At 40.3% G+C, this 14,599-nt stretch carries 16 protein-coding genes; 8 read left to right on the plus strand and 8 right to left on the minus strand.

What is annotated here, in order from left to right; genetic code table 11:
• The first annotated feature begins 24 nt into the window (after positions 1-24).
• The 3 genes from D7Z94_RS04840 (at position 25) to aat (ending at position 2,555) form a co-directional block, all read left to right on the plus strand.
• Positions 25-402, plus strand: a complete 378-nt coding sequence (locus tag D7Z94_RS04840; protein ID WP_120710373.1) for a DUF3127 domain-containing protein — start codon at positions 25-27, stop codon at positions 400-402.
• An 85-nt stretch (positions 403-487) separates the two neighbouring features.
• Positions 488-1,867: a short-chain fatty acid transporter gene (locus tag D7Z94_RS04845; protein WP_120710374.1), complete on the plus strand. Its 1,380-nt coding sequence runs from the start codon at positions 488-490 to the stop codon at positions 1,865-1,867.
• 19 nt (positions 1,868-1,886) lie between these two features.
• Positions 1,887-2,555, plus strand: coding sequence for a leucyl/phenylalanyl-tRNA--protein transferase (gene aat, locus D7Z94_RS04850; protein ID WP_120710375.1), 669 nt, complete (start codon positions 1,887-1,889; stop codon positions 2,553-2,555).
• Here aat and D7Z94_RS04855 read toward each other — a convergent pair.
• From D7Z94_RS04855 to D7Z94_RS04880, 6 genes are read right to left on the minus strand one after another with little or no spacing between them, the layout of a single operon-like run.
• Positions 2,538-3,221, minus strand: coding sequence for a DUF2490 domain-containing protein (locus tag D7Z94_RS04855; protein ID WP_245967137.1), 684 nt, complete (start codon positions 3,219-3,221; stop codon positions 2,538-2,540). The two genes, aat and D7Z94_RS04855, sit on opposite strands and share 18 nt — an antisense overlap.
• Positions 3,208-3,792, minus strand: a complete 585-nt coding sequence (locus D7Z94_RS04860) for a hypothetical protein (protein WP_120710377.1) — start codon at positions 3,790-3,792, stop codon at positions 3,208-3,210. Before D7Z94_RS04860 ends, D7Z94_RS04855 begins: the two co-directional genes overlap by 14 nt.
• Positions 3,782-4,345: a DNA-3-methyladenine glycosylase I gene (locus tag D7Z94_RS04865; RefSeq protein WP_120710378.1), complete on the minus strand. Its 564-nt coding sequence runs from the start codon at positions 4,343-4,345 to the stop codon at positions 3,782-3,784. The genes D7Z94_RS04860 and D7Z94_RS04865 overlap by 11 nt, the downstream gene beginning before the upstream one ends.
• 38 nt (positions 4,346-4,383) lie before the next feature.
• Positions 4,384-5,346: a sodium-dependent bicarbonate transport family permease gene (locus D7Z94_RS04870; protein WP_120710379.1), complete on the minus strand. Its 963-nt coding sequence runs from the start codon at positions 5,344-5,346 to the stop codon at positions 4,384-4,386.
• Positions 5,347-5,381: 35 nt separating this feature from the next.
• Positions 5,382-5,753 carry a hypothetical protein gene (locus tag D7Z94_RS04875; RefSeq protein ID WP_120710380.1) on the minus strand — a complete coding sequence of 124 codons (372 nt, stop codon included), beginning with the start codon at positions 5,751-5,753 and terminating at the stop codon, positions 5,382-5,384.
• Positions 5,716-7,149, minus strand: a complete 1,434-nt coding sequence (locus D7Z94_RS04880; protein ID WP_120710381.1) for an NADP-dependent isocitrate dehydrogenase — start codon at positions 7,147-7,149, stop codon at positions 5,716-5,718. Before D7Z94_RS04880 ends, D7Z94_RS04875 begins: the two co-directional genes overlap by 38 nt.
• A gap of 118 nt (positions 7,150-7,267) precedes the next feature.
• Between D7Z94_RS04880 and D7Z94_RS04885 the strand changes: the two genes are divergently transcribed.
• Positions 7,268-8,191, plus strand: coding sequence for a LysR family transcriptional regulator (locus D7Z94_RS04885; RefSeq protein WP_120710382.1), 924 nt, complete (start codon positions 7,268-7,270; stop codon positions 8,189-8,191).
• Between the two features lie 246 nt (positions 8,192-8,437).
• On the opposite strand, the gene D7Z94_RS04890 is transcribed toward D7Z94_RS04885, so the two are convergent.
• A complete protein-coding gene (locus tag D7Z94_RS04890; RefSeq protein WP_120710383.1) occupies positions 8,438-8,827 on the minus strand; it encodes a hypothetical protein in 390 nt (129 codons plus the stop codon).
• Between the two features lie 17 nt (positions 8,828-8,844).
• The gene (locus D7Z94_RS04895; protein WP_147415826.1) at positions 8,845-9,240 is read right to left on the minus strand and encodes a hypothetical protein; all 396 of its coding nucleotides are present in this window, start codon (positions 9,238-9,240) and stop codon (positions 8,845-8,847) included.
• Positions 9,241-9,397: 157 nt separating this feature from the next.
• On the opposite strand from D7Z94_RS04895, the gene D7Z94_RS04900 reads away from it, so the two are divergent.
• Genes D7Z94_RS04900 through D7Z94_RS04915 form a run of 4 tightly spaced genes read left to right on the plus strand, consistent with a single transcriptional unit; the run spans position 9,398 to position 14,513 of the window.
• Positions 9,398-10,072, plus strand: a complete 675-nt coding sequence (locus D7Z94_RS04900) for a TetR/AcrR family transcriptional regulator (RefSeq protein ID WP_120710385.1) — start codon at positions 9,398-9,400, stop codon at positions 10,070-10,072.
• A gap of 3 nt (positions 10,073-10,075) precedes the next feature.
• On the plus strand, positions 10,076-11,743 hold the full coding sequence (locus D7Z94_RS04905; protein WP_120710386.1) for a peptidase domain-containing ABC transporter: 1,668 nt from the start codon (positions 10,076-10,078) through the stop codon (positions 11,741-11,743).
• A gap of 5 nt (positions 11,744-11,748) precedes the next feature.
• Positions 11,749-13,104 carry an HlyD family secretion protein gene (locus D7Z94_RS04910; protein ID WP_120710387.1) on the plus strand — a complete coding sequence of 452 codons (1,356 nt, stop codon included), beginning with the start codon at positions 11,749-11,751 and terminating at the stop codon, positions 13,102-13,104.
• Between the two features lie 2 nt (positions 13,105-13,106).
• Positions 13,107-14,513 (plus strand): TolC family protein, encoded by a 1,407-nt coding sequence (locus D7Z94_RS04915; RefSeq protein WP_120710388.1) that lies wholly within the window; start codon positions 13,107-13,109, stop codon positions 14,511-14,513.
• Positions 14,514-14,599 lie beyond the last annotated feature (86 nt).

Raw genomic sequence — 14,599 nt, forward strand, 5'->3', positions numbered from 1 at the left:
AACACAATATAAACGATAGAGATTATGGAAATACAAGGAAAGATTAAGATGATTGGCGAAACAAAAACCTTTGGCAATAATGGTTTTAGAAAAAGGGAAGTGGTGGTGACTACCGAAGAACAATACCCTCAACATATTTTGGTGGAATTCGTTCAAGACAAGACCGACTTGCTAAATAGTTTTAATGTGGGCCAACCGATAAAGATTAGCATTAACATTCGAGGAAGGGAATGGACCAATCCCCAGGGTGAGGTAAAATATTTCAATTCCATACAAGGATGGCGTATTGAAAGTTTACAAACCGATGAAAGTAATTCTGAAATACCCCCAGTGCCTCCTATGGAGGCTTTTGAGCCGGCGGACAATCTCAATGAGGAAGATCATGACGATTTACCATTTTAAGGGGTCACTTTAATACTATTAAGACCGGCCAGGTGAAAACTTGGCCGGTCTTTTATTTTCTCTTCATTTTACCTACTTTCAGCTAATGAACTTCACTGGTACCATTGAACGTATTTTTCGAAAATACTTGCCCTCGCCCTTTACCATTGCTGTATTGCTGACATTCCTGACCATTTTTCTGGCTTTGGGATTTACCGAAAACACATCAAACCAAAATCATTTGGTTGCGATACTTGCCTATTGGGAGAATGGTATTTGGAACAATGGGCTTTTGGTATTTGCCTACCAGATGATGCTCATTTTGGTCTTGGGACATGTTTTGGTACTGAGTAAACCTTTGGAACGCGTTATTCTATGGTTGACAAGGTATGTTACGAACTCGGCCAATGCGGCTCTATGGGTAGCATTACCTACTATGTTGGTCTCTTTTTTCAATTGGGGCCTTGGTCTTATTTTTGGCGCAATTTTGGCACGAAAAGTAGGGGAGTATGCCCAAAAGAATGGTATTCCCGTAAATTATCCTTTGATCGGTGCATGCGGTTATGTTGGCCTAATGGTTTGGCATGGAGGAATCAGTGGTTCAGCACCAATAAAAGTATCCGAAGCAGGACATTTGCAAAGTTTGATGGAAAACCTATCCAATTCGAAAATTCTTGCGAGCCTACCGAATACCCTTTCTACATCCCAGACCGTATTCAGTAGCTGGAACCTAATTGTTTTTGTTGCTGTAATAGTGACTGTTTCCCTTATAGCCTTAAGATTGGGAAGGATCACAAAACCCACGAATTTAGATTTACCCGTTTATCGGTTCCTTACCGTATCGGATAAGAAACCAAAGGGAGCCGAAAGACTCGATTATTCCAAAGGATTGTCAATAACCTTTGGAGCCTTGATTTTAATTGCCTTTACCTTTCAATATTTACCCCTGCTTAAAACTTTGAACATAACACCAAACATGCTCAATTTTTTTATGTTTGGTCTCGCATTGATTTTGCATGGTAGCTTCCGAAGTTTTTTACATGCAGTGGAATCGGCCATCGGGGACACGGCTGGGATCTTGATTCAATTTCCTTTGTATTTTGGCATTATGGGTGTTATGGCCAGTAGTGGAATGATTGATGGGATTTCCAACTTTTTTGTATCCATTTCTAATGAAACCACATTCCCAATATTTACATTTTTCAGTGCAGGGCTGGTCAATATTTTTGTGCCTAGTGGTGGAGGACAATGGGCAGTGCAAGGACCATTGGTCATAGAATCGGCGTTGCGGTTGAACGTGCCTTTACCCAAAGCAATTATGGCCCTAGCATATGGTGACCAGGTTACCAATATGTTGCAGCCCTTTTGGGCCTTACCATTATTAGGCATAACAAAGCTTAAGGCAAAGGAAATATTACCCTATACCTTAATTTTTATGCTAGCCGGCAGTGGTATCTATGTTTTGGGACTGCTGATTTTTGCGTAAATTTGAAATAAAATTTGCTATGCAAAAGGATAGGGAACATAACCCCTTGTTCTTTCTAACGGAGCGATTGGAATTTCCTTCTGTAGAGAATGCCAATTCTGAAGGACTTCTTGCCGTGGGAGGCGATTTATCTCCTGAAAGACTTTTGTTGGCATACCAAAGCGGGATTTTCCCTTGGTTCAATGAGGACTCCTTGATTTTGTGGTGGAGTCCCGATCCAAGAATGATACTTTTCCCGGAGAAAATTAAGATTTCCAAAAGCATGCGCAAGGTATTGAACGGCGGCCGATTTCAATTGACCAAAAATACCTGTTTTGAGGAAGTACTTCACCAGTGTGCAACGGTAAAACGCGCAAATCAGCAAGGTACCTGGATAACCAACAATATGAAGTCTGCTTATAAGGAACTCCATAAAAAGGGGTATGCCAAATCTTATGAGGTTTGGGAAAAAGGAACTCTGGTAGGAGGTTTGTATGGCGTAGATCTAGGACATGTTTTCTGTGGTGAAAGCATGTTCAGTATTGCGGATAACGCTTCTAAATTTGCATTCATACGTTTGGCACAGGAACTGGCCTCAAAAAATTATAACCTAATCGATTGTCAACTACATACTGACCACTTGGAAAGTTTGGGTGCCGAAGAAATGCCTCGTTCGCAATTCATCAATTTTCTACAGGGAAAAAATTAAGGAAGAGAATAGAAAAAGTATATTTTCTGTTTTTTGGGTATAGTCCTCGAAACGATACTCCAGACCTGTCTGAAACTTAGTATGGCCATTCAACAGCCAACCAATATTTGTGGTTATCCTTTGGTCCCATTCTGGTCCGTTGCCTTTGGCTACACTGAGCAAACTTTCAGTCGAAGCAACAAAATAGGGCTCGCCCACATCCAACTTTTCACCTTGCAAGGCAAAGTCCAAGGCAAATCGGTATCGAAATCGGTGGATGGTCTGATCTGATGTTATCCGCTGTTCCGTTCGTAAACGGTCTCCAAATCTAATATTGCCCCTTTGATAGGTAATATTATACTGTTGGGTAAACCGAAGTTCGTTTTGCTCTTCATCCTCAAAAACCTCTCTAAATCTATACTGTGCCCCAATTGCCAAGCTTTGCCCATGCCCAATATCCAATTTGGAAAAATGGGCAATATCTAAGTGGCGTGTGTGTAACTGTAGATCTTTCATCTGGTAGGTATAGTTACGTATATCAAGAGAAAAGTTGTGGGAGTAATTGGTGCCTACTTTATAGTTTAGCGCAACTTCCGGCTCCCAATAACCAGTAAAATTATTTTGTGCTGCTACGGATTGGAACAGCAATAGGATTAGACCATAGCATATTCTTTTAATAAAGCACATGGTCATAGTTGGGTGGCAACGATTTTCTTAACTTTCGTAGATTTCCTTCAGCGTCAAAGAGAATTTCAAATTGTTCATATTCCCGTTCTTTTTTCCCACTCACCATCAGCTCATAGTTTATGGAAGGAAGTAATAGGTTTTGAAATGCATTTTTGATGGTGGTTTCAGGGGACTCGCTGTCCGTTACGGGATATTGTTGCTGTATCTTTCGGATTTTCGATTTTTTAAAAGTGGTGCTAAGGTAGTGCTGGATGTTTGCCCAACTCGCATTCGGAATGTCTATCTGCTTCACAATAATTTCTATATCCTCCAGTTTTCCATTTTCATCAAACTCAACACTATAGTTGAGCTTGTCCTTTTTGAATTTGGCCTCAAAACTGATTTTGGCACTATCAATTTCCTTGTAAAACCGTACTCTTTTCGCTCCTTGTATTTCTTCGGAAATATAATGCAATGCTTTTTCCGGAAATTGTTTTTTAAGAATACGAAATTCCCTTTCGTATTTGTTTTGCCCGTAACTAGGAAAACAGACCATAAATAGGATAAATAAGAATAAGATGTTAAACTTCATGGTACCTAAAACATTGCATTTCGTGATCATTTACCATTCCTGTGGCCTGCATATGGGCATAGACCACGGTGCTACCCACAAATTTGAATCCCCTTTTCTTTAAATCTTTACTAATGGCATCGGAAAGTTTAGTGTTTGCGGGGGCATCCTTATAGGTTTTTAAGGCATTTTTAATGGGCTTGCCATCCACAAACCCCCAGATATAATTACTAAAAGTTCCAAATTCCCGTTGCACCTCCATAAAGGCTTTTGCATTGGAAACAGTGGCATTTACTTTTAACTTGTTGCGTACGATTCCCGGATCCTGTAAAAGCGTATCGATTTTACTTTGGTCATATGCCGCTATCTTCTTGTAATCAAAATTATCAAAGGCCTTTCTGAAATTTTCACGTTTCCTAAGGATGGTAATCCAGCTCAATCCTGCTTGGAAAGTCTCCAGAATCAAGAATTCGAATAAGGTGTCATCGTGTTTTACAGGAACACCCCATTCGTAATCATGGTAGGCTTCATACAGGTCATCTCCCAAGCACCAGCCACATCTATGTCTTTCCATAAAGGTTGAATAACTTTAAATCAAAGATAGGGATTAGATCAAAAGGTTTGGACGATATAAAGGTAAAGGGGCATCCCCAAGGTAATATTGAACGGGAATGTAATGGCAAGTGCCATGGGCAAGTATAGGCTGGGATTGGCTTTTGGTGCCGCTAAGCGCATTGCCGCCGGAACCGCAATATAGGAAGCACTTGCGGCCAAAATGGCAAATAGGAACCGATTGCCTACACTTTCCGTAAAGATTGAACTTACTACGGCAACCGTACAACCATTTATTAGCGGTATAATGATGGCAAAGAAAAAAGCGAACCATCCCTTTTTAAGAAAATCGTTTAGTTTTTTCCCGCTACTAATGCCCATGTCCAATAAGAACACCGCTAAAAACCCTTTAAAAATATCAGTTGTAAAGGGTTCTATACCTCTTGCCTGTTGATCACTTGCCAAAAACCCAATGACCAAACTTCCCATAATAAGTAGGACGCTGCCATTTGTAAGTGAGTGATGTAAAACTCCATTGAGTTTAACACCACTCTTTTGGTCCTTTTGAAAATAGGCCATTAACAGAACTCCAATAATAATGGAAGGTGCCTCCATCAAGGCCATCACAGCTACCATGTGCCCTCCAAATTCTATTTGTTCGATTTCCAAAAAAGACACGGCCGTAACAAAGGTTACGGCACTAACCGAACCGTAGGCAGCCGCAATGGCTCCGGAATTGGCAACATTAAATTTTCTGCGCAATATGAAGTATGTAAATATTGGTACGAAAAGAGCAAGAAATACCCCAAAAAGCAGGGACCACAATATTTCCATATCCAAATTGCTATGTGAGAGCTCAAGTCCGCCCTTAAAACCAATGGAAAACATGAGGTAGAGCGATATGAATTTTGCGGAATTGGGAGGGATTTCCAAGTCACTTTTAAGCTGTACGGCAATAATTCCCAAAAAGAAAAAGAGCAATGCGGGGTTGGTAAGATTATCTGCCAATAGGTGTAAATCCATTTAGTTGGTTGTTGGTTATGGCCTAAATATAGGTTTTAAGGATGTAACTGCGTAAGCTTGATTTTTATGACGCTATTTATTTCAAGTTGCATGCCCTCTAGCTGTGCCTTTACAACAAGGTTTTTGACCATATTTTTTGCTTCTTTTAATTCTTTGATACGCTGTTCGGAATGCGAGGTATCTTCTTGATAACCTTTTTGCAGATTGAGCACTTGTACCGTATGAAATTTGATTTTATCGTTGATTAGTGACAAGAGTACGTCAGCCGCTTCTGCGGGTGAGAAGACGCCTTGTACCAATTTTATGGTACCCTCACCCCCCGGGGGAACTCGTTGTTCTTCCCGGGGATGAGGTTTACCTGCTTTTCTCTTATTGCCCTTGACCCAACGAAAAAGCTTGCTTTCCATCAAATTGATAAAGATTTTCGGTTTTGATGACATCAATATTGTGCTTCACGGCATCGGCCATAAGTCGAACTATTTCATCTTTTTCCATCTGGGCTAACTCTGCAGAAAATCTGCACCGCCAGTGGTCGGTACAAAAAGTCTCCTTGAAACCCTTAGGCCATACTTTAATACCCCTATTGGTAATCATGGTCAATTTTGCCTTTTCGCTATTTAGCTTCTGCAATATTTGCCCAATCTCGTTGGCATCAAAACCAGGCCAATGTACGAAGAGATCTACACCTACCAATACCTTATCTGCTAGAGGCTTTCGCTCATATTTAGGGAGATTCAACGGTGCGCCTTTTTCATAGCTTACCTTGGCCAGGGTCTCTGGAGTTTTGCCTAAATTGGTGATGACCGCCTCCGCAAATTCCTTGGTGCCTACCTTTTGTGTACTTATCCCTTCCTTGTATATGTCATAGGTATGAATGCCTTCTTCCATGGTACGAAGCCAGGCATTTTGGACTTTCTCGGCTATCTCGGTCTGTCCCAGGTGATTCAACATCATAATAGCTCCCTGTAACAATCCGGATGGATTGGCCAGGTTTTGACCGGCCCTTCGTGGTGCAGAACCATGGATGGCCTCGAACATGGCACATTCTTCCCCTATATTCGCCGAGCCGGCCAAACCTACGGAACCGGTTATCTGGGCAGCAACATCGGAGAGGACATCCCCGTAGAGATTGGGCATAACGATTACATCGAATAACTCCGGAGTATCGGCCATCTTGGCGGCACCTATATCTACGATCCAATGTTCGTTCTCTATTTCTGGATATTCAACGGCAATTTCATCAAACACTTTATGAAAAAGACCGTCTGTTTGCTTCATGATATTGTCTTTGGTAAAACAAGTAACCTTTTTCCTATGGTACTTTTTCGCGAATTCAAAAGCATAACGAACTATTTTTTCGCATCCTGGGCGACTTATCAGCTTTAGGCATTGAACTACCTCGTCCGTTTGTTGATGTTCTATACCGGCATAAAGGTCTTCTTCATTCTCTCGAATAATGACCACATCCATATCCGGATGCTTGGTACTTATAAAGGGATGCAGACTTTTGCATGGACGTACATTGGCATATAGTCCCAAAGACTTCCTTGTAGTAACATTTAGACTCTTATAACCTCCACCCTGTGGCGTGGTTATGGGCGCTTTTAGGAAAACTTTGTTCCTACGGATACTTTCCCAAGATTCTGGAGCTATGCCCGCGGTATTGCCGGCGAGATACACTTGTTCACCAATTTCAATTTCATCTATCTCCAATTGGGCACCTGCGTTTAGGAGTATATCCAAGGTTGCGTCCATGATTTCCGGCCCAATGCCATCACCTTTTGCTACTGTAATTTTGTCCATACGTTTTCTAAGGATTTCGAAATTTCGATTATTTGAATATTATTTATTGGCAGCAAAAATAACACCATTATTAATAAATTAATATTTATATTTATTATGAATTATATTAAAAATTATTATGAATTATACATTGCATCAACTAAAAATATTTCTTAAAATATCTGAAACACAGAGTATTACAAAAGCTTCAGAGGAACTTCATCTTACGCAACCTGCGGTTTCCATTCAACTTAAGAACTTTCAGGATCAGTTCTCCATTCCCCTTACAGAGGTGGTTGGGCGTAAATTGTTCATCACGGATTTCGGAAAGGAAATAGCAGAGGCTGCGGAAAAAATTCTTAACGAAGTATATGCTATAAATTATAAGACCTTGTTCCACGAAGGACAACTGGCCGGTCGGATGAAAATTTCGGTAGTGTCTACCGGCAAATATGTTATTCCTTATTTTCTTTCCGAATTTATGAAGGAACATCCAGGAATTGATCTGATTATGGATGTAACGAACAAAACTAAAGTGGTCGAAAGTTTGGCACAAAACGAGGTAGATTTTGCCTTGGTATCTGTTCTCCCCAAAAAAATGAAAATAAATCGCGTGGAACTTATGGAGAACAAACTCTTTTTTGTTGGGCCATCTGCAATGTCGCTAAAAAATATTAATGATGGAAAGAAACTTTTTGAGGAGCTCCCCTTGATATTTAGGGAACAGGGTTCGGCGACTCGGGGAGCTATGGAAAATTTCATAACCCGGAATCGATTTTCCATACGCAAGAAGATGGAACTTACCTCCAACGAAGCGGTAAAACAAGCCGTACTTGCTGGCCTGGGAAGCTCCATAATGCCGTTAATAGGAATTAAGAACGAACTAAACAATGGAGACCTTCAAATTATTCCGGTGAAAGGGTTGCCCATAATAACGACATGGAACTTAGTTTGGTTAAGTTCTAAAAATCTTTCGCCCGCGGCAAAGGCTTTTTTGGAACATATTGAAAAGGCCAAAACCAAAATTATTGATGAGAAATTCAATTGGTTTGGTGATTATTAGTGGTTGCATATCCCGACAATCAGGATTTGGGACATCTTTGGAGTAGTTCTTCTTCAGTCCATTATGACGTAGCAGCGGTGTTTTTCTTAAGCGTAAGACTAAATAGAAGTTTTGAAGAATATGCCTGAAAATCATTAAGATTTTTGAAAGCTTTTTAAATAGAAGCACCGGCCTTGGGACCAGAACCGTCTAGCGAATACGATTGTGAATGGGCCGGTGCTCTGAGAGAACAAAATTAAATGTGTTTTATCTTCTGGCAATTTCATCCTCATTAGAGGAATTGGGCATTTTCAATTCACCCTTGGCCAGTGCATTTTCCAGATCGGCTTTTACAGATGGAAGAAATTTGAAAAACTTTCTGCCGTCTTTACGTTTTAAAGTGACCACGGTATTTCCATTACTAATTGTCTTAATACCCGTGACCACCACCTTATTGCCATGGACTCTTTTCATATCCGCTATACCACCTCTTTTGATGATAAGGTTTTTCCGAGGGAAATGAACGTGCGCAAAACTTCCGTTTTCCGGAACGTTAATGCTCATGACATCACCAACTGCAATCAAATCGCTAGTGTCCTGTGCCAGGGCCGTAAAACCTGCAAGAACAAATACCAGAGAGAATACTACTGTTTTCATATCATATTGAATTTAGGTTATTGCATATTCTGTATTTGGGAGTTAGGGCCAGCTGAACTGTTTTCCACCGAAATAGGTATTAATTTAGCAGTGATGGTCTGGAATAAATTATAAAAGTCCCTACCATCCTCCCTTCTTAGGGTAAGTTGCTTAGAGCCATCACTATTTACGTCCATACGTTCCACAATCAATTTACTTCCAAATATGTTGAAATAATTATTCATCCCGTCCCAATCGTTCAAACCGCCCATTATGGCCATAACTTCCTCTGCAGGAAGTTGTATTTCATGTGTGGTGGACGCATACGAGGTTTCAATTTTTTGATAATCGTCCAAGACAAATAAACCTGTTTGTTGTGCGCTCCCCCAAAAAAATGGGGCGATAATTCCTATAAAGAGTGTATTTAGCTTCATTTTCATTGCGATATTATCAATTTTGAACCCGCATAATTACAAATATAGCAATACTTCTATATATAGACAGTGTTCCTTTCGTTAAATAGTTGTTAAACTATTATTATATGATAGTATTACTATTATATTTGTCCGGTAATATCAAAGAAGGACAATTATGGAGCAACTACTGCAATCGTTGAAAATTGGAATCAATGAAAAAATATTCATCAAGGATCCCGAATCTTCCGATTTGGGGAAAAGAATAGTGGAAGAGAGTATTATTATGATACACCAAATGGGGTTTGAAAGTTTTACGTTCAGAAAACTGGGCACCAAGATTAAATCCAATGAAAGCTCCATTTATAGATACTTTGAAAATAAGCATAAGCTTCTATTGTATCTTACTTCTTGGTATTGGGGTTGGTTGGAATATCAACTGGTATTTTCCACTAATAGCATTCCGGATGCCAAGGATAAGCTTACCAAAGCCATTGAAATCATGACCCGTGAAACCAAGGAAGATTCGGCTTTTTCGCATATTAATGAAGTTTTACTGAACAAAATCGTAATCAATGAATATTCCAAATCCTATTTGACCAAAGAAGTTGACACCGAAAATAAGGAAGGATATTTTGTGATTTACAAGAGGTTAATAAATCGTATTAGTAATATGATCAAAGCCTTGGATTCCAGTTATCCTTACCCGTCCAGTCTTTCAAGCACCATTATAGAAGGGTCCTTACACCAACATTTCTTAAAAGAACACTTTTCTTCCTTAACGGATTGCAATGAAAATATATCCCCAACCGAATATTTCATTGACCTAGTGTTCAAATCCCTAAAATCTTAATACATGGCAAAAAAAATATTGACGGCATGGCAGCGTATGGTAGGGCTGCTTCAACTAGATAAAAAAGATGTACTCCAAATTTTCTATTATGCCATTTTTGCCGGGCTGGTAACACTTTCCTTGCCTTTAGGTATCCAAGCTATTATTAACCTTATTCAGGGAGCCCAAGTAAGTACTTCTTGGGTCATATTGGTAATACTGGTTACTTTGGGGGTCGCCTTCGGGGGGGTATTACAGTTGATGCAGATAAGGATTATTGAGAATATCCAGCAAAAAATCTTTACTAGGGCCTCCTTTGAATTTACCTATAGATTTCCCAAAATAAGAATGAGCGAGCTCAGGAATTTTTACCCCCCTGAATTGGCGAACCGTTTTTTTGATACCCTAAATATTCAAAAAGGTTTGTCCAAGCTTTTGGTAGATTTTCCAACGGCCTTGCTCCAGATTGTTTTTGGGTTGTTGCTGCTTTCTTTTTACCACCCTTTTTTTATTATATATGGCATACTCTTAATAGTACTTATTTATATCGTATTCAAGTTTACGATACAGAAAGGATTGGAAACCAGTTTGGATGAATCCAAAAATAAGTACAAAGTGGCCCATTGGATACAGGAAGTAGCACGTTCCATCATTAGCTTTAAACTATCCGGCAGAACCAATCATGCCCTAAGAAAAAGTGATGACCTGGTAGATGGTTATCTTGAAGCACGGGAAAGCCATTTTAGGATATTGGTACTCCAATTTATTCAGATGATCGGGTTTAAGGTACTAGTGACTGCCGGACTACTTTTAATAGGCGGGCTACTGGTATTGAACCAAGAAATGAATATTGGACAGTTTGTGGCCGCAGAAATCATAATCCTATTGGTCATAGCATCCGTAGAGAAACTCATCTTAGGTCTGGAATCTTTTTACGATGTCCTAACTTCCTTGGAAAAATTAGGTCAGGTGGTAGATAAAGAGTTGGAGCCCCAGAAAGGCGAGGAACCGTTTAAGGAACACGAAGGGTTTACTGTAGAATTGGACAAGGTGACCTATAATGTTCCGGGAACCAATAGAAAGATAATAGATGATGTTTCCCTCACTATAACACCAAACTGTACGATTCTGTTGCAAGGGCCCAATGGTTCTGGCAAAGCAACCCTGTTAAGGCTAATTGCAGGTATCATTGACCCGGACGAAGGCGATATCTTTATTAATGATGTTTCGTTGAGGGGGCTTAATCTCAACTATTATCGGGCTCATCTAGGCCAGTCGCTAACGGAGGAATCACCATTTGAAGGTACTATCCTGGAGAACATTACATTTGGGGATGATGGCGTTCCTATGGAGGATATTTACTGGGCTTTGGAAAAGGCCGGACTAACCCAATTTGTAAAAGAACAGCCTAATGGACTAAAAACCATTATTTATCCGGAGGGGAAACAGATATCCTATACTATTTCCAAAAAAATAGTTTTGGCACGGAGCATTGTAAGGAAACCTGAATTGATTATTCTTAAAGATCCCTTGGATCAATTTGATGAAAAGGAAGCTACACGTATTATGGATTTTCTCACTGATAAAGATAGTCCTTGGGCTTTAATGGTGGTGAGTCAAAACCCGAAATGGATTGATCGATGTGGTCGGATACTCACTTTGGAAAAAGGTAAAATAACTAGCGAAAAATAGATTCTATGTTGAATATCTCAAGAAACAGCGTAAACAAGAACGTGGATTTAAAGGGATACAAATCCACGGAAAAAGTTTTCCATAAAAGGCACTACAAGCACTTTAATAGGTTCCTAACGGGATTTGCGGGAGCTTTTATAGTCATCTTGTTTTTACCTTGGACCCAGAACGTCACGGGCGATGGCTATCTTACCACGTTGACCCCGGATCAAAGGCCTCAGACCATTCAATCCCCTATTCCAGGTAGAATTGAGAGATGGTTCGTAAAGGAAGGTGATTTTGTTCAAAAAGGAGATACCATACTGCACATTTCCGAAATCAAGAACGAATATTTTGACCCAATGCTAGTCGAAAGAACAGGACAGCAAATAAAGGCCAAGTCTATGTCGGTGCTCTCATATCAAGAGAAGGTAAAGGCCCTGGATAACCAAATTGCGGCACTTGAAAAGGAACTCAAGTTAAAATTGGAACAAGCCAGGAACAAGTTGTTGCAAGCAAAGCTAAAAGTACAAAGCGATAGTATTGACCTTGAGGCCGCAAAAACCAATATTACCATAGCAAATCGTCAATTTGACCGTACCTCACAATTGGAGAGCGAGGGATTAAAGGCAGTTACCGATGTGGAGGAAAAGCGTCTGAAACAACAAGAGACTCAGGCCAAGCTAATTTCCCAAGAAAATAAATTGTTGGCCAGTAAGAACGAAGTAATTAATGCGGAAGTGGAGATTACCCGGGTCAGGGCAGAATATGCCGATAAAATTGCCAAGGCACAGAGCGATAAGTTCACCGCCCAATCAAACCAGTTTGATTCCGAAGCACAAGTCACCAAACTGGAGAATGAATTTACCAACTATGAGATACGCAACGATCTCTATTATATTCGCGCACCCCAAACCGGCTTCATAAATAAGGCCATACAATCCGGGATTGGCGAAACCTTTAAGGAAGGTGATCAGTTAGTTGGTATTATGCCCGCAGACTATGAAATGGCCGTAGAAACCTTCGTTAGGCCAATTGACCTGCCCTTGATGCATTTAGGCGAGAAAGTTCGGATACAGTTTGATGGTTGGCCCGTAATTATCTTCAGTGGATGGCCCAATCTTTCGTATGGAACCTATGGCGGAGTTGTAGTGGCCATTGAAACGTTTATCAGTGACAACGGTAAATATCGCGTTCTTTTGGCACCCGATGTCGAGGATCACCCGTGGCCAAAAGATTTGAGGGTAGGTTCCGGAGCCAATACCATTGCACTTCTGGAAGATGTACCTATCTGGTTTGAGTTATGGCGGCAGCTCAACGGATTCCCCCCAAATTACTATCAGCCGGAAAGTGATAAAATGGTTAATGCCGATAAAAAATAGATATGGGGAGGCATATTTTTTTTCTTATCGTCATGTTTATGACTTCGGCTCTGTATGGTCAGGATGTGGATACCTTGGTGCTTAATTTCAGGGAGTACTTAGGGTATGTCAAAAAGTATCATCCCGTGGCCAAACAGGCAGAGTTGAACATAGATATTGGACAAGCCAACCTCATGAAGGCCCGAGGCGGTTTTGATCCAAAAATTGAGGTTGACTATGACCGAAAGGAGTTCAAGGGGATTGAATATTACGATGAGCTTAATGCGACTTTCAAAATCCCTACCTGGTACGGGATAGAACTCAAAGGAAATTTTGAGCAGAACGATGGTGAGTTTCTAGATCCCTCTTTGTCCGTACCGACCGACGGACTTTATAGTGCCGGGGTATCCGTTTCCTTGGGAAGAGGTTCTTGGATAAATGAGCGCATGGCCACGCTTAAGCAAGCCAAATTCTTTAGGGAGCAGACAAGGGCAGATCGGGATCTTTTGGTGAACCAGATTTTGTTTGAGGCCTCCTTGGCCTATTTTGATTGGTTGCAAGCCTACAAGGACACTGAAATATTTCGAAACTTTTTGACCAATGCCCAAATACGGTTTGAAGGTATTAGAAAAAGTGCCTTGGCCGGCGATATTGCGTCAATAGATACTGTTGAAGCAAAGATTGCCGTTCAAAATAGGGCCCTGGGCCTAGAACAAGCCAAAGTTAGGATGATAAAAGCGGCATTGGACCTATCCAACTTTTTATGGTTAAACGATAATATTCCGGTAGAGATACAACCCAATGTAATCCCGGATATCTATGTTGAGGAGGATATTGATGTTACTTTGGAGATTCTGGGCAAGCCTCTGGATAGTTTTACCTTGCAGAACCATCCCAAATTGAAATCTTTGGATTTTAAAATTGACGGCTTAAGAGTAGATAAGCGATTGAAAACCAACAGGCTATTACCCCAAATTGATTTGGAGTATAATTTTTTGACCGAAACCCCCGAGCTTATCAACTCCTTTGAACCAGAAGAGTACAAAGGGGGTGTAACCTTTAGGCTTCCATTGTTTTTAAGAAAGGAACGCGGAGATCTAAAATTGGCAAAATTTAAACTACAGGATGCTGAATTTGAGCGGGATAATGCTGAAGTACAGATACAGAACAAGATACTGGGTATTTATCGGGAATTGGAATCCTTTGATTCGCAAAACGTATTAATAGATGATATCGTCAATGATTATCAAACCTTGTTAACAGCGGAGGAACGTAAATTTAGTTTTGGGGAGAGTTCTTTATTCCTTATCAATTCCCGTGAAAGCAGTCTTATCGATGCTGAATTGAAACAGAACGAAGTACAAAACAAATACTTCACGGCCAAGGCAAAATTATTCAACAGCCTTGCTTTGAATCCGGAAAACCTGTAATAGCAAATAAAATGCTTTTTTGACTTTGAAGGGTAAATATAAATCCAAATTAATAGTATTACTATTATATATTGAAAGTTTAACTT

The sequence above is a fragment of the Ulvibacterium marinum genome, from assembly GCF_003626755.1.
Taxonomy (GTDB): Bacteria; Bacteroidota; Bacteroidia; order Flavobacteriales; family Flavobacteriaceae; genus Ulvibacterium; species Ulvibacterium marinum.